At 65.2% G+C, this 19179-nt stretch carries 17 protein-coding genes; 11 read left to right on the top strand and 6 right to left on the bottom strand.

All coding sequences use genetic code 11. The features are described from left to right. Window positions 1–11: 11 nt before the first annotated feature. Window positions 12–1559, bottom strand: a complete 1548-nt coding sequence (locus J2R78_RS25675) for an acetolactate synthase large subunit (RefSeq protein WP_253607298.1) — start codon at window positions 1557–1559, stop codon at window positions 12–14. A 388-nt stretch (window positions 1560–1947) separates the two neighbouring features. Here J2R78_RS25675 and J2R78_RS25670 point away from each other — a divergent pair, with 388 nt between their 5' ends. The 4 genes from J2R78_RS25670 (at window position 1948) to J2R78_RS25655 (ending at window position 5843) form a co-directional block, all read left to right on the top strand. Continuing rightward, complete coding sequence (locus J2R78_RS25670) at window positions 1948–2523, top strand: L,D-transpeptidase (protein WP_035633276.1); 576 nt, start codon at window positions 1948–1950, stop codon at window positions 2521–2523. Between the two features lie 107 nt (window positions 2524–2630). Further along, a complete protein-coding gene (locus J2R78_RS25665; protein WP_253607297.1) occupies window positions 2631–3431 on the top strand; it encodes a DUF2927 domain-containing protein in 801 nt (266 codons plus the stop codon). A 297-nt stretch (window positions 3432–3728) separates the two neighbouring features. After that, window positions 3729–4760, top strand: a complete 1032-nt coding sequence (locus J2R78_RS25660; protein WP_256558659.1) for a MerR family transcriptional regulator — start codon at window positions 3729–3731, stop codon at window positions 4758–4760. Between the two features lie 87 nt (window positions 4761–4847). Continuing rightward, the gene (locus J2R78_RS25655) at window positions 4848–5843 is read left to right on the top strand and encodes a LysR family transcriptional regulator (protein WP_253607295.1); all 996 of its coding nucleotides are present in this window, start codon (window positions 4848–4850) and stop codon (window positions 5841–5843) included. A gap of 152 nt (window positions 5844–5995) precedes the next feature. Here J2R78_RS25655 and J2R78_RS25650 read toward each other — a convergent pair whose 3' ends face one another. Beyond that, a complete protein-coding gene (locus tag J2R78_RS25650) occupies window positions 5996–6208 on the bottom strand; it encodes a hypothetical protein (RefSeq protein ID WP_253607294.1) in 213 nt (70 codons plus the stop codon). A 451-nt stretch (window positions 6209–6659) separates the two neighbouring features. Between J2R78_RS25650 and J2R78_RS25645 the strand changes: the two genes are divergently transcribed. After that, window positions 6660–7808: an ABC transporter substrate-binding protein gene (locus tag J2R78_RS25645; RefSeq protein ID WP_253607293.1), complete on the top strand. Its 1149-nt coding sequence runs from the start codon at window positions 6660–6662 to the stop codon at window positions 7806–7808. A gap of 25 nt (window positions 7809–7833) precedes the next feature. Here J2R78_RS25645 and J2R78_RS25640 read toward each other — a convergent pair whose 3' ends face one another. Further along, window positions 7834–8952, bottom strand: a complete 1119-nt coding sequence (locus J2R78_RS25640) for a M48 family metallopeptidase (protein ID WP_253607292.1) — start codon at window positions 8950–8952, stop codon at window positions 7834–7836. 4 nt (window positions 8953–8956) lie between these two features. Beyond that, window positions 8957–10108, bottom strand: coding sequence for a DUF898 family protein (locus tag J2R78_RS25635; RefSeq protein WP_253609915.1), 1152 nt, complete (start codon window positions 10106–10108; stop codon window positions 8957–8959). 266 nt (window positions 10109–10374) lie between these two features. Here J2R78_RS25635 and J2R78_RS25630 point away from each other — a divergent pair, with 266 nt between their 5' ends. The 4 genes from J2R78_RS25630 to J2R78_RS25615 all read left to right on the top strand — a co-directional run bounded on the left by J2R78_RS25630 (window position 10375) and on the right by J2R78_RS25615 (window position 15508). Further along, window positions 10375–10749 (top strand): hypothetical protein, encoded by a 375-nt coding sequence (locus tag J2R78_RS25630; protein ID WP_253607291.1) that lies wholly within the window; start codon window positions 10375–10377, stop codon window positions 10747–10749. Window positions 10750–10991: 242 nt separating this feature from the next. Then, on the top strand, window positions 10992–12263 hold the full coding sequence (locus tag J2R78_RS25625; protein WP_253607290.1) for a cytochrome P450: 1272 nt from the start codon (window positions 10992–10994) through the stop codon (window positions 12261–12263). A gap of 29 nt (window positions 12264–12292) precedes the next feature. Next, window positions 12293–13567 (top strand): cytochrome P450, encoded by a 1275-nt coding sequence (locus J2R78_RS25620; protein ID WP_253607289.1) that lies wholly within the window; start codon window positions 12293–12295, stop codon window positions 13565–13567. Window positions 13568–13666: 99 nt separating this feature from the next. After that, the gene (locus tag J2R78_RS25615; RefSeq protein WP_253607288.1) at window positions 13667–15508 is read left to right on the top strand and encodes a bifunctional 2-polyprenyl-6-hydroxyphenol methylase/3-demethylubiquinol 3-O-methyltransferase UbiG; all 1842 of its coding nucleotides are present in this window, start codon (window positions 13667–13669) and stop codon (window positions 15506–15508) included. 239 nt (window positions 15509–15747) lie between these two features. Here J2R78_RS25615 and J2R78_RS25610 read toward each other — a convergent pair whose 3' ends face one another. Continuing rightward, window positions 15748–16380: a MarR family transcriptional regulator gene (locus tag J2R78_RS25610; protein ID WP_253607287.1), complete on the bottom strand. Its 633-nt coding sequence runs from the start codon at window positions 16378–16380 to the stop codon at window positions 15748–15750. On the opposite strand from J2R78_RS25610, the gene J2R78_RS25605 reads away from it, so the two are divergent. Both J2R78_RS25605 and J2R78_RS25600 read left to right on the top strand, forming a co-directional pair. Beyond that, a complete protein-coding gene (locus J2R78_RS25605; RefSeq protein ID WP_253607286.1) occupies window positions 16364–17263 on the top strand; it encodes an alpha/beta fold hydrolase in 900 nt (299 codons plus the stop codon). The two genes, J2R78_RS25610 and J2R78_RS25605, sit on opposite strands and share 17 nt — an antisense overlap. Window positions 17264–17331: 68 nt before the next feature. Then, on the top strand, window positions 17332–18135 hold the full coding sequence (locus tag J2R78_RS25600) for an isocitrate lyase/phosphoenolpyruvate mutase family protein (protein WP_253607285.1): 804 nt from the start codon (window positions 17332–17334) through the stop codon (window positions 18133–18135). 83 nt (window positions 18136–18218) lie between these two features. On the opposite strand, the gene J2R78_RS25595 is transcribed toward J2R78_RS25600, so the two are convergent. After that, entirely contained in the window at window positions 18219–19172 is a 954-nt protein-coding gene (locus tag J2R78_RS25595) for an ABC transporter substrate-binding protein (protein WP_253609914.1), read from the bottom strand. Between the last annotated feature and the right edge of the window lie 7 nt (window positions 19173–19179).

Genomic DNA, 19179 nt, shown 5'->3' with positions numbered 1-19179 from the left:
AACTCGCGCCCCTACATCTGCACTTCGATCAGCCGCGGTCCCGGCTCGGCAACGGCTTCCGCGAGCGCCTTGTTGAACTCGTCGGCCGTCGTCACCGCCCTGCCCGGCACCCCCATGCCCCTGGCGAGTGCGACGAAGTCGAGCGTCGGCCGATCGATCTTCAGCATGTCCTGCGCCCGCTTGCCCGGCTCGCCGGCGCCGACGCCGTCGAACTCGCCGCGCAGGATCTGGTAGATGCGGTTGGCGAACACGATGGTCACCACGTTGAGCCCTTCGCGCGCGTGGGTCCACAGCGACTGGATCGTGTACATCGCGCTGCCGTCGCCGACCATGCAGATCACCTTGCGGTCCGGACAGGCGACCGCGGCGCCGGTCGCCACCGGGGTCGAGAAGCCGATCGAGCCGCCCATGTTCTGCAGCCAGTCATGCGGCGCGGCCGCCGCGGTCGGCGGGAAGAAGCCGCGGCCGGTGGTGACGGATTCATCGACCATGATGGCGTTCTCGGGGATCGCGCACGCGATCGCCTGCGCGATCGAGGCGTGGTTGAGCGCGCCGGTCGGCTTGACCAGCTCCGGGTGCTGCTGCGGCTTGACGTCCTGCGCGGTCGCATGCAGCGCACCCGCGAGCGCCTCGAGCGCTGCGACCGAATTCTCGCCCCAGGCGGTCATGCGATGCACCTCGCAGCCTTCCGCCTTCAGCATGCTCGGCTTGTTCGGATAGGCGAAGAACGCGACGGGATCGTTGGCCTCGACCAGCACGATGTGACGGAAATTCTTCAGGATCGGCAGCGCCTGCTCGATCACATAGGGAATGCGGTTGATCGAGAAGCGGCCGCGGCCGCGCGCCATGCGCGGGTGATAGGTCTGGCCCATCACCGTGCAGCCGGTCTTGCCGGCGATGCGCTCGGCGAGCGCCAGCCCGTGCTCGGTCAGCGCGCTGCCGGTGACGAGCAGCAGCGTATGCGCGGCATCGCCATGCAGGATTTTCGCCGCGGCATCGACCGCCTGCGGCGAATAGCTCGGACGCTGCGTGTCCACGGGCACCTCGGCGATGCCGTCGGCTTCGTTCCAGGCGGTGTCGGCCGGCAGGATCAGGGTCGCGATCTGCGGCGGCGCGCTCCTGGCGGCGGCGATCGCAGCCGCGCCGTCGGCGGCGACCGACTTGGCATCCGGCGAGGTGCGCACCCAGGACGACATCGGCCGCGCCAGGCCCTCGATGTCGGATGTCAGCGGCGCGTTGTAGCCGATGTGGTAGGTGGCATGCTGACCGACGATGTTGACGATGCCGGAATGCGCCTTCTTGGCGTTGTGCAGATTGGCAAGGCCGTTGGCGAGGCCGGGCCCGAGATGCAGCAGCGTCGAGGCCGGCGTTCCCTTCATGCGGAAATAACCGTCGGCCGCACCGGTCACCACGCCTTCGAACAGACCGAGCACGCAGCGCATGCCCGGGACCTTGTCCAGCGCCGCGACGAAATGCATCTCCGAGGTGCCGGGATTGGTAAAACAGACATCCACGCCGCCTGCGACCAATGTCCGCACCAGACTTTCCGCACCATTCATGCTCTCGCTCCCGTTTCGAGATGTTCTTGAGATCGCTCAGAGCATGATCCGATCCGATTGAATCGGATCATGCTCTCATCCTTTTGTTTGGTCGCGTTTTCTTGACACGAACCGGTACCCACTTCGCTTGAAAACGCTCCAGCTTTTGTTTGGTCGCGTTTTCTTGACGCGAACCGGTATCCACTTCGCTTGAAAACGCTCCAGATCAACCATTCTTCAGCCGCTTCGTCAAAGGCTTGGCCGGACAATGCAGGTATCGCTTCCGATCTGTTGCCTTTTTAAACCGTGTTGTTCGAAAATGCCTGAGGTCACGGCTTCGTCGCTTGCGAAACGCCGGCAATTGTGGCCTCTCTGACTGCATATTTGATTGTTCGCGAGGACGACGACCATGCGCCCGATTGCCTTGATGTTTGCCGCGCTCACGATCCTGGCAGGTGCCGGCCAGGCCCACGCCCAGTTCTTCGACTCTCGCGGCTATCAGTCCGAAGCCCCGAGTTTCTTCGGCGGCGGAGGCGCAAGCCCGATCCCACGCACCACCGTCAACTACCCGACCAACTACGCCCCCGGCACCGTCGTGGTGAACACCGCCGAGCGCCGGCTCTATCTGGTGCTGGCGAACGGCCAGGCGCTGCGCTACGGCATCGGCGTCGGCCGCGACGGCTTCCGCTGGAGCGGTGTCCACCGCATCTCCGCAAAGAAGGAATGGCCGTCGTGGACGCCGCCGTCGCAGATGCTGCGCCGCCGCCCCGACCTGCCGCGCCACATGAACGGCGGCATCGAGAACCCGCTCGGCGCGCGCGCGATGTATCTCGGCTCGACGCTCTACCGCATCCACGGCTCGAACGAGCCGGAGACGATCGGCCAGGCCGTCTCGTCGGGCTGCTTCCGCATGACCAACGACGACGTCACCGATCTCTATGGTCGGGTCTCGGTCGGCACCACCGTGGTGGTGAAGAACAACTGATCGCGTCGATTTCAACGGAACCAGGCGCCGCCATTCGGCAAGATCGCTGATCCCGCCGCCTTGATCCCTCCTTGCGCTGCCGCAAGCCTTGCGGCAGCGTTGTCACAATGCCCCAGCACCGTCCTTCGATCCTCGTCCTTCTCGCCGCAACGCTCGCCGCTTGCCTCGCTGATGCCGCGCTGCCCGCGGCCGCCACCGAGGTACCGGCGATCGCCGCGCGCCAGCGCAACGAGAAGAAGGTCTTCACCGACGCCGAGATCGTCGAGGGCTTTCTGAAAACCGCGTTCGGCGCCGAATATCATCTCGCCGGGCGGGTCGACCGCATCCGCAAGTACGACAGTCCGGTGCGCGTGTTCGCCGACGGCAGCCGCGCCGACCGCAAGGCCCAGCTCGCCAGGGTCGTCGCCGACATCCGCAGCAAGGTGCAGCATCTCGACATCGCGATGACCGAGAACAACGAAGCGGCCAATGTCGTGGTCAAGCTGGTGCGCGACCGCGAGCTGTACCGCACGATCGCGACCTTCTACGGCCAGGAGCGCGCCAGGGAGATCCGCTCCTCGCTCGACCCGCAATGCCTGTCCGGCTTCCGCAAGAACGAGAACTACGAGATCGAGCATTCCGACGTGATCCTCACCGTCGACAACGGCGATTTCGTCTTCCTCGACTGCGCCTATGAGGAGCTGTTGCAGTCGCTCGGCCCGATCAACGACACCGCCACCGTGCCGTGGACCATGTTCAACGACAACGTCTCGATGGGCTATTTCGACCTCTACGACCAATATCTGCTCAACCTGCTCTACGACCCCCGCATCAAGCCCGGCATGACCGTGCAGGAGGTCAAGGCCGTGCTGCCCGCCGTCCTCGCCGACGTCCGCGCCTGGGTGGCGAAGGTGAACCATCTGGAGTGAGGGTGGGCGATGAGCGCAGGCGCTCGCGACACATACCGCCGTCGTCCAGGCGCAGGCCGGGACCCATACTCCGCGGCAGATGTTGTTGACGGGACTCGTCGTTCCAGCGGTGCATAACAATCAACATTTGTGGTTATGGGTCCCTGCTCCCGTGCGCAATTGCGCACTAGGCAGGGACGACATCGAGTGTGTTGCGCGAGTGAGGGAGCCGCCCGTGGACGGGTCCCACCTCCCCGCTTGACCTTGCCCCTGCGGCCGCCTCCATAGAGGCGCGGTCAGACGACGCGAGGTGATTCGATGAATGCTGCTGCCGCCCGTTTCCTCAGCCCGTCCGAAGCTGCAAGACAGCTCGGCATCTCCGCGAAAGCGTTGCGCCTGTACGAGGAGCGCGGCCTGATCGCGCCCGGCCGCACGCCGGCGGGATGGCGCGCCTATGGTCCGGCCGAGATGGCGCGCGGCGCCGAGATCGTCGAGCTGCGCGCGCTCGGCCTCAGCATCGGTGAAGTCGCGCGCATCCTGAACGGCGACGCCGTCATCCTTGGCCGCGTGCTGGCCGCGCACGAGGCCATGCTCGAAGCGCGCATCCGCCAATGCGGCGACAGCATCGCCAAACTGCGCCGCCTGCGCGCCGACCTTGGCGGCGGCAGGATGCCCGCGACCGGTGACATCATCGGTGCGGTCCGGACGCGGCCGGCGATCGGCGTCGCGTTCGATCTGCCGTGGCCGTGGGGCGGCGAGCGCTTCGAGCTGCGCGACATCAAACGGCTGAACTACATCGTCGGCCCGCTCGGCAGCGGCAAGACGCGCCTTGCGCAACGGCTCGCCGAAGCCGTGCCCGGCGCCAGCTTCGTCGGGCTGGACCGCGCGGCCGACGGCGGCGCGGCCGTGCGGGCGCGCCTCGATGCCGATCCGGCGCACGACGCCAGGGTCGCGGCGAGCCTTGCCACCCTGCTGGCCGACGGCGCCGTGGACTCGCCGGCGCTGACCGCCCTGCTCGCGGCGCTCGAGGCCGGCGACGACGCGATCCTCGTGATCGACATGCTCGAGCAAGGGCTCGATGCGGCGAGCCAGGAAGCCGTCATCGCGCATCTGCGCCGCCGCGGACCCGAGGCCCGGCCGCTGTTCTTCCTCACTCGCTCCAACGCGATCCTGGATCTCGACGCGGTCGGCGACGATGAAGCGATCATCCTGTGCCCCGCCAATCACAGCCGGCCGATCTGCGTTACGCCCGTCCCGGGCGCGGCGGGCTATGAAGCGGTCGCGACCTGCCTTGCTTCGCCCGAGGTCCGCGCGCGCACCGAAGGCACGATCGCGTGGCGGCCGTCCTGACTTCTCGCATTGGTTGTATTATAATCGTATGACAATGCACGACGCAGGTCGGATGCGCGCAAAAAAAGTGTGCTATAAGCACGTGCGATGATCGAGCTTCCCCGTACCCAGGCCTTGCGTTGCTTCATCACGGTTGCCCGTGAGGGCACGGTATCGCGCGCAGCGGCGATGCTGAAACTGACCCAGCCCGCGGTCAGCCTGCAGCTGAAGGCACTCGAGGAAAGCACCGGGCTGCAGCTGTTCAACCGCACACCTGCCGGATTCACCCTGACCGAGGCCGGCGCCGCGCTGCTGCCGCTGGCGCACCGGGCGGTCGCGGCCGCCTCCGATTTCAAGGCGATGGCGGACTCGCTGAACGAGGCACAGCGCGGCACGCTGCGCGTCGGCACCATCCTCGACCCCGAATTCACCCGGCTCGGACCGTTCGTACGCAGCCTTGCGATGTCCTCTCAGCGCACCGAAGTCTTCCTGCGCCATGGCGTGAGCGACGACGTGCTGGCGCAGATCGGCCGCGGCGAACTCGACGTCGGCTACTATGTCGACGCCACGCCACAGGACCAGCTCGTCCATCACAGCTTCACCGAACGGACCATCGTCGACGGCCGCTACCAGCTCGCCCCGCTGCTTTGCTACGATTACCGGGTGATCGCACCGATCGCCTGGCGCGACCGGGTGATGGGCAAGGGCTGGGCCGAGCTCGCCGAGCTGCCCTGGCTCGCGACACCGCCGCACTCCGGCCACCGGCGGCTGCTCGACGACATCTTCCGCCCGCTCGGCGCATTGCCGAAGCGGATCGGCTACACCGACCAGGAAGAGGCGATGATCGACTTCGTCGAGTCCGGCCTCTGCCTCAGCCTCGCACGCGAAAACGTGTTGGCGCCGCGGATGGCGCGGCCGCATCAGTTCGTGGTCGTCGACAAGGTGAAGCTGACCTGCGATCTCTCCTTCGCCAGCCTCGCCGCCCGCCGCCAGGAGCCGGTGATCGCCCATGCCTTCGCAAGCGTGCGCGCGGTATGGAATATCAAGCCGGCGATCGCCGGCGCCGGGCCAACGCGGACGCGGAAGGTCGCGAAGAACGTGTAAGCGGGCTTCTGTTCCCTACTTCAACGCAAGGGTGCTGCAGTACGCGGCGACTTCACCGCTTCCCCAACCGTTATTCAGTCCGATTTCCGTGCACTGATTGTAGCTCTTGAAGGGCACGCCGGCGGATCGGCAGATCGTCGTGAGGCGATGACCTAGGCCGCGACGACCAGCGGTCTCGTGATGTCCGCCATCGTGGGCACCAGTGACGGCGCTTCACAGTCCTGCAGAGCGAGCTCGTTGACCAGCTCGCGCAGCCTTGGCGGCAGATCGGCGTAATCGCCACGCAGGGCGTGGCGCAGCCGTTCGCCAATCTCTTCGCAGATGGCGCGCGCGTGCTCGGACGCAATCGGATGAGGCTCAATCATGGACGTGGACCGGTGGCGATGACTGCGCGCCGTCCCACTGCACTTCCGCAACCACGGATCCCGCATGTGCACATGCGATCAAGACGAGGATCCGAACAATGCTGAACATGGTTCGTACTCCCTTTTCCTGTCCTTCAATAACAGCAGGACGTTGCCGCCCGATTAGGGAAACTGGTTCTCACGGCCTTTAAGGGATTGGTAAACGCGAGGTTGAGGACGGGCGGAGCCCGTTCAAGAGCTCCGGACGATGTCGGCCTCGCCATCCGCGTTCCCCGTTCCGGCACCCCGGCCGATCAGGGCAGGACTCAAGGGCGCACGGCCCTGCCCAGCGCCGCGCAGTGTCCCCAATCAGGGGGACAGACGGATCGGGCGGAATCAATATGATGCGCGAGCGGACGGCGGTCGGCTATCATCGGCCGCAGATAAAAAGAACCTGCTGGGAGGATTTGCAATGAAGCTGGCCATGGCCGGACTGTTGACATTTGCGAGCGCGATCCTGATTGCGCCGGGCGCGCGTGCCGACATCAAGGTCGGCGTCGTGGTGTCCGGATCCGGACCGGGCTCGGCGCTCGGCCAGCCGCAGATGCGCACCATCGCCGCGCTGCCGAAGGAGATCGGCGGCGAGAAGGTGACCTATATCGCGCTCGACGACGAGTCCGATCCGACCAAGGGCACGCAGAATGCGCGGCGCCTCGTGATCCAGGACGGCGTCGATATCCTGATCGGCTCCTCGCTCACCCCGGTGACCATGCCGATGCTCGACGTCGCCGTGGAGAGCAAGACGCCGATCATCTCGCTCGCGGCGGCGACCGCGATCGTGCAGCCGATGGACGACCGCCGCCGCTGGGCGTTCAAGGTGGTGCCCAATGACGACCTGATGGCGGCGGCGATCCTGAAATACATCGCCAAGTCCGGCATCAAGACGCTCGGCTATATCGGCGTCTCCGACGGCTATGGCGAAGGCTATTACAAGGAGGTGTCGCGGCTCGCCCCTCAGCTCGGCCTTACCGTGACGACGCATGAGGTCTATGCGCGCGCCGACACCAGCGCGATGGGCCAGGCGCTGAAGGTGATCGCGACCAATCCGGAAGCGGTGTTCATCGCCTCCGCCGGCACGCCGGCCGTGCTGCCGCAGGAGGCGCTGCGCAGCCGTGGCTATGCCGGCAAGATCTTCCAGACCCACGGCGTGGCCTCGGAAGAGTTCATCAAGCTCGGCGGCGCCAATGTCGAGGGCGCGATCTTCACCGGCGAAGCCTTCACCATCGCCGACGATCTGCCGGCGAACGATCCGTTCCGCCAAGTGCGCGACGAGTTCGTGTCGTCCTACGAGAAGGCCAACGGCTCGAGGCCGAACATCTTCGGCGCGCATCTGTGGGACGCCGTCACGCTGTTCAAGCGGGCGGCCGCGAATGCGCTCAAGACCGCAAAGCCCGGCACGGCGGAATTCCGCGCCGCGCTGCGCGACGAACTCGAGCGCGGCAAGGACGTCTACCTGAACAACGGCCTCTCGACCATGAGCCCGACCGATCACAACGGCTATGACGAGCGTTCGGCGTTCCTGATCAAGGTCGAGGGCGGCAAGTTCCGGCTGGTGAAGTAGCGAGGGACCGTCAGCGGCTGCGCCGTCACACCTTGCCGGCGCCGCTGCAGATGCCCTTCAGCGCCTGCCATTCGGCTGGTGACAGCAGCGGCGGACCATCGGGGCGGCTGGCGGCATCGGCCTTGTCCATGCGCGCGAGGCGGTCCTCGGTCAAGGGATGGCTGGAGACGAGCGAGAGCCCCTTGCCGCCCTCCTTGCCGGTGACGCGGAACATCAGTTCGCCCATCGGCTTGGCCGGACGGCCGAGCTTGTGCATGGTCTCGATCGCGAAGCTGTCCGCGTTGGTCTCGGCGTCGCGCGAATAGGACGACGTCACCAGCGAGCGCGAGGCGAAGATCAGCGCGCCGGAGCCGGTGACATCGCCGAACAACAGCCCGATCAGGAACGAGGTGCCGCCGTTGTGGATCAATTCGCGCATGCTGTCGCGGTGCCGGAGATGACCGAGCTCATGCGCCAGGACGCCGGCGATCTCGTCGGGGTTCTCGGCTTTCTCCAGCAGCCCGTCGAACAGATAGACCTTGCCGCCGGGCAGCGCGAAGGCGTTCGGCACCGATGTCGCCAGCACGCCCGACTGCACCGATGTGTCGAAGCCCGCGGACTGCCGCAACTTGCCGACCAGCTTCGCGAACGCCGCCTGGCCGGCCGGGTTGCTGCAGGGCTTGCCGTCGAACAGCACCTTGACCTGCGCCTCCGCGACATCGCCGATGCGACGCTCGAACGAGTCGGGCACCAGCGGCGTCAGCCGCTCGGCGGCCAGCGGCACGCCGAACAGCACCACCAGCACGATCGACACCGCGGCCGCGAGCGACCAGCCGACGATCGCGGCGACGCCCCTGCGGTTCGGCAGCCCTTCCTCGAGCGTATCGCAGCGCGCGACCAGCGCGGCGATCAGCCCGGCGTCGCGGATGTCGAGCCGCGCCAAAGGCGGTGCGGTCAGGCAGCTCAGCCGCAACAGGCCGGACGGGCTGTCGGCGCGGCGGATGTCGTGAAACACCCAGCGCGCGAGCAGTGCGCCGTCTTCGCGGATCTCCAGTGCGTCGGACAGTCTGAGTGCGACGATGCGCCGCCGGTTCGACAGGCCGTCGAAGAAGACGCCGCCGGGAGCCGGCGCCGCGGAATTGGTCTGACCGGAATCGGATTCCATGGAGCTAGAAGCCCCCGACGTCGAGGCCGTCGGCAAAGCCTTCGCCGAGCGCGTTGGCGAGCTCGCCGCGCGCGGTGACGTTGGCGGCCGCGCCGATGTTGTGCACGATGGTCGAGGACAGCACCCGGACCCAGAGATCGCGCATCAGATAAACGCGCAACACCACGTTCAGCGCCAGCGCAAAGGCGAGGTAGCCGATGCCGAGCAGCACGATCAGCGGAATGCTCTTGGCGAACGCCTCGGTCCTGAAGAAGTCCGCGATCGAGGAGCCGTCCATGCTGGCGACCAGCAAGGTGCAGAGCGCGAGATAGGCCACGAACACCACGCCGAGCAGCATGACCCAGCCGATCACCTTCCAGTACAGGCCGATCAGCGCGCCGCGGCGGAGCGTGGACTCCAGCCTCACTTCGCCGAAACGGATTCCCGACAGCCACCAGCGCCACTCGACCGCCTTGAACGCGGCATAGGCGAACGGGGCGAAGATCGTGCTGTAGAGCGCGAACGGCATCAGGACCCAGAGCCACCAGCCCCGCGCGAAGAACTCCCAGCCGCGGCCGTCGAACGAGCCTTGAAGGTCGCCGTAATAGGAGTGCCGCATCTTGTAGCGTTCGAGCGCCGCCTCGCGCCACGGCAGCGCGAGGCCAAGCGTGATCACGACCAGCACGCCCCAGAGCGAGGCCTTGAGCGCATAGACCCAGCCCGAGCCGCTCATCCAGAAGCGGACGCCGCGCCACACGGTGCGGGTCAGGCGGTAACGCCGCGCGCGATAGATCGCGAACTGGCCAAACAAATAGAAGAAGGCGACCAGCGGCAGCGAGGCGAACGCCTTGAGATGCTCCGCCTCGATGCCGATCAGGAAGTAGCCGAGATAGATCGGCACCAGGATCGCGAGCGCGACCAGGAAGCCGATCAGGAGCTCCTTGCCGCGGCCGGTATATTCCGGCGCGTCGCCATCGATCTGGCTGTTCGACCACAGATGACGGCGGATGTCGGTGGTGAGCCAGAACCGGTAGAAGCCGACCGTGACCAGTTCGAGCCCGGCGCCGCGCGCAACCAGGCGGAAGAATTCCTTCCGGTTCCCTGAAAACGCCACCGGCATCGGCGGCGGGGCCGGTTGCGGAGGCGGCTGCGGCGGACCCAGCGGGGTCCAGCTCATGTCGTTCACGGGATGGCTCCTGGCGGGACAATCTCTGGGTATCAAAAGCACAGATTTGTCGTCGCGAGTGTGATCCAGGTTTCACACAAGGTCGAGATCGCCGGCCGATTTTTGGCGGGATGCGGTTGGCCATGCCTTAACGGCAATGCCGGAAAGCGCGCAGTCCTCGATCGACCGCCGGCGTCGAACCCCCCGGCGGCAATGACATACTTAACGATCAGGCGATGGAGGCGAAGACGCCGCCGCAAAGCGAGGAAACCGCAGCGATGACCAGATGGATCCTGTCGGCATGCCTCCTGGCGCTCACGGCAGCTCCGGCCGCTGCCGTCGACGTGCGGCTGGATTCCTATCGCAATCCAAAGAGTGAGAATTTCCGCATCTTCAATCACATGTACCTCGACGGCGTCAGGGGCGGCCTGATGGCGTCCAATGCCTGGCTGAAACGGCATGGCGGTCAATTGTTGTTCTGCATGCCCGACGACCTCGCACTGAGCAGCGAGCAGACCGAAGTGATCATGCTCAAGTCCGCCGACAAGCGCTCGGCGAAAGGTGAGATGGTGATCGCTCTGCTGCTGCTGTGGGGGATGCAGGACACCTACCCCTGCGAAAAGCCCGCCGGCGAGAAGACCGGCAGTCAATAAACGGCACCCGCACCGTTCGCACGCCGCCGCCCGGCCAAATCAAACGCCGTTTCAAACGGGCGTGGTCGCGGCCGCGGCCCCTTCCCCACCGGAAAAGCCCGGATTCGGCCGCTTTGGCCTGACATCAATGCGGCCAAATGCGCGTCGAGAGCCCTTGCGCAAACCGCGGAATGAGAATGTAATTCGGTAAAACATGCCGCGCCGGCCATGCCCCGGCAGCTCAAACGGTTGAGGAGCCGCTCATGCACGGGACCATCGATCTCGTCGACAACACGAATCTGGACGCCGCACGCGAACGCGCCAACTCGCTTGCGCTTTCGGACTACGATCCCGGCAATCCCGAACTGTTCAAGACCGATACCTTCTGGCCGTATTTCGACCGGCTGCGCCGCGAGGATCCGGTGCACTACTGCAAGGACTCGATGTTCGGTCCGTACTGGTCGATCACCCGCTACAACGACATCATGGACATCGAGACCAACCACTCGGTGTTCTCCTCGGCCGCCTCGCTCGGCGGCATCACCATCCGCGACGTGCCGCCGGATCTGCGCCGCGAAAGCTTCATCGCGATGGACCAGCCGCGCCATTCCGCGCAGCGCAAGACCGTGGCGCCGATGTTCACGCCGACGCACCTCGACGAGCTCGCCACCAACATCCGCAAGCGCTCGACCGAGTGCCTCGACAATCTGCCGCGCGGCGAGGTGTTCGACTGGGTCGACAAGGTCTCGATCGAGCTGACGACCCAGATGCTCGCGGTGCTGTTCGACTTTCCCTGGGAAGACCGCCGCAAGCTGACGCGCTGGTCCGACGTCGCGACCACCCTGCCCGGCGCCGGCGGCCTCGTCGCCACCGAAGACGAGCGGCAGGCCGAGCTGATGGAATGCGCGAACTATTTCGCAAGGCTGTGGAAGGAGCGCTCGAGCCAGCCGCCGAAGAGCGATCTGCTCTCGATGATGGCGCACAGCGACGCCACGCGGAACATGGACCCGAAGAACTTCCTCGGCAATCTGATCCTGCTGATCGTCGGCGGCAACGACACCACGCGCAACACGCTGTCCGGCAGCATCTATGCGCTGAGCAAGCATCCGGAACAGTACCGCAAGCTGCGGGAGAACCCGGCGCTGATCGACAGCTTCGTGCCCGAGGTGATCCGCTGGCAGACGCCGCTCGCCCATATGCGGCGCACCGCGCTCGCCGACTACGAATTCCGCGGCCGCCAGATCAAGAAGGGCGACAAGGTGGTGATGTGGTACGTCTCGGGCAACCGCGACGAGGAAGCGATCGAGAAGCCCTACGAGTTCCTGATCGACCGCGCCCGGCCGCGCACCCATATCTCGTTCGGCTTCGGCATCCACCGCTGCGTCGGCCTGCGGCTTGCCGAGTTGCAGCTCAAGATCATCTGGGAGGAGATCCTCAAGCGCTTCGACACCATCGAGGTGGTGGAGGAGCCGCAGCGGGTGTATTCCAGCTTCATCAAGGGCTACGAGACGCTGCCAGTGCGCATCGCCGCCTGACGCGTCGCGAGCCAACGGGATCAAGGAACATGAACGTCCAGACCGCCATCCGTGCCGACCGGGCCGAGCTGCTGCGCCAGGCCCGCGAGGAAGCGTATTCGACACCGCTCAAGGATTTTCATCCCGGCGCGCCAAAACTGTTCCAGAACGACACGCTGTGGCCGTGGTTCGAGCGGCTGCGCAAGGAAGAGCCGGTGCACTACTGCACCAATGCGCCGATCGAGCCGTACTGGTCGGTGGTGAAGTACAACGACATCATGCATGTCGACACTAGCCACGGCATCTTCTCCTCGGACTCCACGCTCGGCGGCATCTCGATCCGCGACGTGCCGCCCGGCTACGACTATCCGAGCTTCATTGCGATGGACCAGCCGAGGCACGCCCATCAGCGCAAGACCGTGTCGCCGATGTTCACGCCCACGCATCTCGACGAGCTGGCAAAGCTGATCCGGCAGCGCTCGGCCAGCGTGCTCGACAATCTGCCGCGCAACGAGACCTTCAACTTCGTCGAGCGCGTCTCGATCGAATTGACCACCCAGATGCTGGCGACGCTGTTCGACTTCCCCTGGGAGGAGCGGCGCAAGCTGACGCGCTGGTCCGACGTCTCCACCGCGCTGCCGAAGAGCGGCGTCGTCAACTCGCCGGAGGAGCGGCGGCAGGAGATGGACGAGTGCTACGCCTATTTCTCGAAGCTCTGGAACGAGCGCGTCAACGCCCCGCCGCGCAACGACCTTTTGTCGATGATGGCGCATAGCGACGCCACGCGGCACATGGACCCCGACAATCTGATGGGCAACATCATCCTGCTCATCGTCGGCGGCAACGACACCACGCGCAACACCATGAGCGGCTCGGTGCTGGCGCTGCACGAGCATCCCGACCAATTCAGGAAGCTGAAGGAGAATCCCGCACTGATCGACACCATGGTGCCGGAGGTGATCCGCTGGCAGACGCCGCTGGCGCATATGCGGCGCACCGCGCTTGTCGACACCGAGATCGGCGGCAAGACGATCAGGAAGGGCGACCGCGTCGTGATGTGGTACGTCTCCGGCAACCGCGACGACGAGGTGATCGATCGTCCGAACGAGTTCATCATCGACCGCCCGCGGCCGCGCATCCACCTGTCGTTCGGCTTCGGCATCCACCGCTGCGTCGGCATGCGGCTCGCCGAGTTGCAGCTTCGGATCGTCTGGGAAGAGATGCTGAAGCGCTTCGACCGCATCGAGGTGGTCGGCGAGCCGAAGCGGGTCTATTCCAGCTTCGTCCGCGGCATCGAGAACCTGCCGGTGCGGATCCCGGGCTGAAGCCAGATTGTCCTTGGCCACAAAGACGATCGGCCCTATGTCTTCCCGGGCGTGGTGGTTGATGCACCGCGTCTTGCAGCTTGGGCCAGTTGACGGAACATGAACCGAAAAGAGCGGCGTGCCGCCGGGAAGCAACGGGACGCGTCCAGCAAAAACGCACCTGCCTTCGGCTCCACGGGTGTCAGCATTGGCGGCCTCGCCGCTGAGGCCAGCCGCTTCTACGGGATGCGCCGCTTCAACGAAGCGCAGGAGATCTGCCGGCAGATTCTCGCGCGCGAGCCTGGCCATGTGCAGAGCCTGAATCTTCTCGGCCTGATGGCGCAGGCTGCCGGCGATCACCGGGCTGCCGCGAAGATGTTCACGAAAGCGATTGCTGCGGACGACGTCAATGCCCCCTGCCATTACAACGCGGGCAATTCCTACCAGGCGCTGGGCAATCGCAGCAAGGCGGCCGCGCATTTCAGCAAGGCGCTGGCGCTCGGCATGGACGCGAAGGCGGTCGGCTTCATCCTGCAGAGCCCGACCGTCACCAGCTATGTCGGGCGGATTGCAAGCAAGTGGCCGCTACCGGTCACAAGCGTCGAATTGTTCGGCAGCGAAGGCGTCGCCCCGCTCGCGAACGACCTGTTCCTGCGCTGCGCGATGGAAACGACGACGCTGGCGAGCATGCAGCTTGAGGTGCTGTTCGGATATGCGCGGGCCGAGCTGTTGCGGCTCGCGAGCAAGCCGGATCAGGATGACGTCGACGACGATATCGTAGCCTTTGCCTGCGCGCTCGCGCGGCAGTGCTTCATCAACGAATATGTCTATGCGCAGAGCGCGGCGGAAAGCGAAGGCGCGGGCGCGCTGCGCGACCGGTTGCTGCAGGACCTGGCATCGGGCGCTGCGATCACGCCGCTCACGCTCGCCGTTGTCGCTACTTACTTCCCGCTTCATGCCTTGCCGACGGCGGACGCGCTGCTGCGCCGGGATTGGCCCGCGGCCGTCGCCGGCCTGTTGCGGGTGCAGCTTCGCGAGCCGCGCGAGGAGATCGAAGAGCGCAGCGCTATTGCAGCGCTCACTCCGATCAGGAACGACATGTCCGTCGAGGTGATGCGCCAATACGAGGAAAATCCCTATCCGCGCTGGACCGTCAACCCGTTGACGGCCTTCGCGGCCGATCGGGCGCGGGGAAGGACCGTCGCAACCGCGGACCAGCGAGCCGAACGGGATATCCTGATTGCCGGCTGCGGCACCGGCTCGCACGCGATCCAGATCGCGCAGGTCTATCCCAACGCCCGCCTGCTCGCGGTCGACATCAGCAGGACCAGCCTCGCCTATGCGCGCCGCAAGACGCGGGAGCTCGGCTTGCGCAACATCGAGTATGCGCAAGCGGACATCCTGGAATTGGCCTCGATCGATCGCAGCTTCGACAGCATCGAGTCGGTCGGCGTGCTGCATCATCTTGCCGAACCCTTGGCCGGCTGGCGCGTGCTGGTCTCGCTGCTGCGGCCGGGCGGCACGATGCGCATCGGGCTCTACAGCGATCTGGCGCGCCGCGTCATCGTCGAGGCCCGCGATCGCATCGCGGCGCGCAATTATCGCGCTACCGCCGGCGACATCAGACGTTGCCGGCAGGACATCTTCCGCGAAGCTGACAGATGGAAACCGCTGATCGGCGCCAAGGATTTCTACAGCATGAGCGGCTGCCGCGATCTGCTGTTCAACGTCATGGAACACCGGCTGACGATTCCGGAGATCGCGGCATTCCTCAGCGAACACGGCCTGGCGTTCGGGGGATTCGAACCGTTCGACGATCCGGCGGTGCTCGACCAATTCCGCAAGCAGTTTCCGGGCACGGCCGACGAGACCAATCTCGATCAGTGGCACCGCTTCGAGGTCGATCATCCCGAGACTTTCTGGGACATGTACGTGTTCATGGCGGGCAAGAACGCGCGCTGACGGCAAGCTGCTGGAGCGTGAGGAGATGAGGTCGAATAGCGGCCGCGATGGCACCGCGCTCCCTCTCCCCGTTCTTACGGGGAGAGGGTTGGGGTGAGGGGCACTCTCCGCATAAGCGGTGATAGCTGTGTTTGCGGAAACTCCCCCTCACCCGGAACGCATCTAGCGATGCGTTCCGACCTCTCCCCGCACGCGGGGCGAGGTGAGCGGAGTTGGCCGCTCGATTCAGAGTAACCTCTCTAGCGCGCGTGCTGGCCCTTGCTGGTCGGCAACGGGCAATTGGTGCAGACCCGGTCGTCGCACATCCGGCAGATCGTGAAGCGATCCATCTCGGATGTGTCCTGCCTTGCCAGCAGCTCGCGGATCAGCGTTGCAAGCTGCTTCCTCTCAGCCGATGACAGCACGTCCAGCAGCGACGTCACGGCTGAAATCCGCGACGCCAGCAGTTCATTCCGGGACGCAGCGCCCGATGCCGTCAGGTGCAAGGCGACTTCGCGGCCGTCCTTGCCCGCCCGGCGTTCGACAAGCCGATCCGAAACCAGCCGATCGACTAGGCGGACCGTTCCGGAGTGCGACAGGCCAAGGATCCGCCTCAGCTTGTCGTTGGTCATGCCCTGACCATAGCCGATTACGATGAGCGCCGCGGGCGTTTCGCCGCCGCGACCGACGACCTCGCGCGCGCCTTGCTCGATACGATCCATGACAGCGAGCGACAGCGCGCCCAGCAGATTAGCGATTCCGTGTTCCATGCCGGGAATAATATGTGCGCTGCGCACAAAAAACAACTTGACCATATATGTGCACTGCGCACATATATGCCCGGGAGCGCAACGACGACACAAATGGAGAGCAGCGATGACGACCCGAAGCACCGCACTGGCAACGCGTGACGCCGCCGGCAGCGAACCCGCCCTGAAATACGTGCAGGCCAACGGCGTGCGATTTGCCTATCTCGAACAAGGCAGCGGACCGCTCGTCATGTTCATGCATGGCTTTCCCGACAACGCCTGGTCGTACCGAAAGCAGCTGCAGGTGTTCGCGGATGCCGGCTATCGCGCGGTCGCGCCGTTCCTGCGCGGCTATGCGCCGACCGAGATTCCGGTCGACGGCATTTTCGATCCAATCGCGCTGGGCCAGGATCTCGAAGCGTTGATCGCGGCGCTGAGCAACGACGGACAGGGCTACGTCGTCGGCATGGATTGGGGCGGTACGTCAACCTTCCAGGTACTGGCCACGGCGCCGTCGGCGATCAAGGCCGCGGTGGTCATGAACACCGCGCACCCGATCACAATCCCAAGCCTCCGGAGCGACCCCGATGCCGTTCGATCGGTTTTCCATGTCTATTTCTTCACGGTGCCTGGCGCTCACTCGGCGGTCAACATCGAGGGACTTCCCTTCGTCGACTACCTTTGGAAGCTGTGGTCGCCAACCCTGCAGAACGACGAGCATCTCCGCTCGGTCAAGGAGACGCTCAGCTCTCCCGGCACCATGAAGGCGGCGCTGAAATACTACAATGGCCTGGTCGATGCGGGAGTTGCGGGCCGGCTACCGATCAACGACATGCATACACCAACGCTGACAATCTATGGCGGCAACGATCCGACGGCGCGGTATTCGATCAAGGAAGAGCCGCTCTTCAAGGGACCACATCGGCGCATCGTCCTGCCCGACGTCGGACACTTCCCGCATCTCGAGCGCGAGGCCGAGGTCACAGGTCTGATCATGGACTGGTTCACCACCCACGCCGCCAACTGAACGCCCGCGCGCGAGCAGCGGCCGCGTCAGTCGATATCTGTCAATTTCCCTGAGAAGGAGTGCGCGCAATGGACGCCACGACACAGCAGCACTACGCCGAAGCGTTTCACCGACTTCACAAGCAGGGCGATCCGCTCGTCCTGTTCAACGCCTGGGACGTCGCCACCGCCAAGGCGATCGCGAAGACTTCGCCGGCCATCGCAACTAGCAGCGGCGCGGTCGCGGCCGCACTCGGCTACGCCGACGGCGAAAATGCCCCGCTCGACATCGTGGAAGGCTTGGTCTCGCGGATGACCGCGTCGGTGCCGGTTCCGCTGTCGATCGATCTGGAGGCGGGATATGGCGACACGCCGGATGCCGCCGCGCATTCGGCGGCGAGGATCCTGAAGGCCGGCGCGATCGGCATCAACATCGAGGACGGGCTTGTCGGCGGAAAGCGGCAGCTCGTCGCTCCGGAGCAGCATGCCGCGAAGATCAGGGCGGTGCGGGACGCCGCGCAAAAACTCGGCGTTCACCTCTTCATCAATGCGCGAACCGATCCGTTTCTGCTGAAGTTCGGCTCGCCCGAGCAATGCCTGAATGAGGCGGCAAGGCGCGCGGAAGCTTATGCCGATGCGGGCGCCGACGGAATTTTTGTGCCGGGGCTCACCGACCTTGCACTGATCGCGAGGCTCGTTCAGCTCACGCCGCTGCCGGTCAACATCATGGTAACGCAAGGTGTGCCCGAAATCGGGGAGCTCGCCCGCGCCGGTGTTCGCAGGGTGAGCCTTGGGCCGTGGCCGATGATGGCGGCAATGCGTGTGATCGGACAGGCGGCCGCCGCGGTCGCCACGAGCAAGCAATACGGCGCGTTTCTACAGCCCAACAGTTGAGCCCGTGAGCGCACGCGATGTCACGGTCCGGCCGGACCGCTCAGTCCGTGCCGGCCGGACGACCGGGTTCATGAACGAATTAATCACTCGATCACTTCGTCTGCGCCGCTGACGACTGAAGCAGAGAACTCGTGGCCAAGCAGTTTGGCGGTCTTCAGGTTGATGACGAACTCGACCTTGGTGACCAGTTGGACCGGAAGATCGGCAGGCTTCTCACCCTTCAGAACCCGGCCGGCATAGACGCCCGCGCGTCGATGCGACTGCACGAAATCTCCGCCATAGCTCATCAAGCCTCCGGCTGTCGGGAAATCCCGGGTCTGCGTGATTGCGGGAACACGATACTTCAGTGCGAGATCGGCCAATCGCCGGCTGCGAAATGCAAAATAGGGATCGGAGGTGAAAACAAGCGCGTTTGTCGACTCTCTCGCTACGGAAGCGAATACGGCTTCGAACTCCTCCTCCTTGCTTGCCCTCGATATCTGCAGATGGACTCCCAAAGTTTCGGCAGCGGCCTGAAGCCTCTGCAGTTGCGAGCTGGCCGTTGGACTTGTCGGGTTGGTCACGACCCCCAACGTTTTCGCCGCCGGCAGAAGTTCGTGCATCAACTCGAGCCGCTTCGGCGACACGTCAACGCTCAGGCTCGAGATTCCCGTGATGTTGCCTCCCGGCCGCGACAGGCTGTCCACCACACCCAGCTGAACGGGGTCGCCGCCCATCTCGAAAACGATTGTCTTGGTGACGCCGGCAGCTTTGGCGGCAAGCGCGACGGGCGCGCCGCCGGGCGCAACCACCACATCGACGTCGCGCGCGATCAATTCGCCGGCCAGTGCAGGTAACCGGGCATATTGCCCATTGGCCCATCGATATTCGATCGCAACGTCGCGGCCCTCGACAAAGCCGGCTTCACGAAGTCCCTGGTGGAAAGCGTTCAGCCGGCTGCCAAACAACTCCGGCGATTCCGGACAAAGATACCCGATCACAGGCATCGACGGCTTCTGCGCCCGCGAGGATGTGGTCCAGGCCGCGGCGGCAGCCATCAACAAC

It is taken from the genome of Bradyrhizobium sp. USDA 4538 (genome assembly GCF_024171045.1).
GTDB lineage: Bacteria > Pseudomonadota > Alphaproteobacteria > Rhizobiales > Xanthobacteraceae > Bradyrhizobium > Bradyrhizobium australafricanum.
Note: the sequence above shows the minus strand (reverse complement) of the source record. Positions and strands in the feature narration are given on the sequence as shown.

What these genes read in the sequence shown, in the direction of transcription:
- J2R78_RS25615 (WP_253607288.1), top strand. Translation starts at nt 13,667, where the DNA reads ATGAACCGAAAAGAGCGGCGTGCCGCCGGGAAGCAACGGGACGCGTCC.
- J2R78_RS25660 (WP_256558659.1), top strand. Translation starts at nt 3,729, where the DNA reads ATGAATGCTGCTGCCGCCCGTTTCCTCAGCCCGTCCGAAGCTGCAAGA.
- J2R78_RS25595 (WP_253609914.1), bottom strand. Translation starts at nt 19,172, where the DNA reads ATGGCTGCCGCCGCGGCCTGGACCACATCCTCGCGGGCGCAGAAGCCG.
- J2R78_RS25650 (WP_253607294.1), bottom strand. Translation starts at nt 6,208, where the DNA reads ATGATTGAGCCTCATCCGATTGCGTCCGAGCACGCGCGCGCCATCTGC.
- J2R78_RS25620 (WP_253607289.1), top strand. Translation starts at nt 12,293, where the DNA reads ATGAACGTCCAGACCGCCATCCGTGCCGACCGGGCCGAGCTGCTGCGC.
- J2R78_RS25625 (WP_253607290.1), top strand. Translation starts at nt 10,992, where the DNA reads ATGCACGGGACCATCGATCTCGTCGACAACACGAATCTGGACGCCGCA.
- J2R78_RS25665 (WP_253607297.1), top strand. Translation starts at nt 2,631, where the DNA reads ATGCCCCAGCACCGTCCTTCGATCCTCGTCCTTCTCGCCGCAACGCTC.
- J2R78_RS25630 (WP_253607291.1), top strand. Translation starts at nt 10,375, where the DNA reads ATGACCAGATGGATCCTGTCGGCATGCCTCCTGGCGCTCACGGCAGCT.
- J2R78_RS25600 (WP_253607285.1), top strand. Translation starts at nt 17,332, where the DNA reads ATGGACGCCACGACACAGCAGCACTACGCCGAAGCGTTTCACCGACTT.
- J2R78_RS25640 (WP_253607292.1), bottom strand. Translation starts at nt 8,952, where the DNA reads ATGGAATCCGATTCCGGTCAGACCAATTCCGCGGCGCCGGCTCCCGGC.
- J2R78_RS25675 (WP_253607298.1), bottom strand. Translation starts at nt 1,559, where the DNA reads ATGAATGGTGCGGAAAGTCTGGTGCGGACATTGGTCGCAGGCGGCGTG.
- J2R78_RS25635 (WP_253609915.1), bottom strand. Translation starts at nt 10,108, where the DNA reads ATGAGCTGGACCCCGCTGGGTCCGCCGCAGCCGCCTCCGCAACCGGCC.
- J2R78_RS25655 (WP_253607295.1), top strand. Translation starts at nt 4,848, where the DNA reads ATGATCGAGCTTCCCCGTACCCAGGCCTTGCGTTGCTTCATCACGGTT.
- J2R78_RS25605 (WP_253607286.1), top strand. Translation starts at nt 16,364, where the DNA reads ATGACGACCCGAAGCACCGCACTGGCAACGCGTGACGCCGCCGGCAGC.
- J2R78_RS25670 (WP_035633276.1), top strand. Translation starts at nt 1,948, where the DNA reads ATGCGCCCGATTGCCTTGATGTTTGCCGCGCTCACGATCCTGGCAGGT.
- J2R78_RS25645 (WP_253607293.1), top strand. Translation starts at nt 6,660, where the DNA reads ATGAAGCTGGCCATGGCCGGACTGTTGACATTTGCGAGCGCGATCCTG.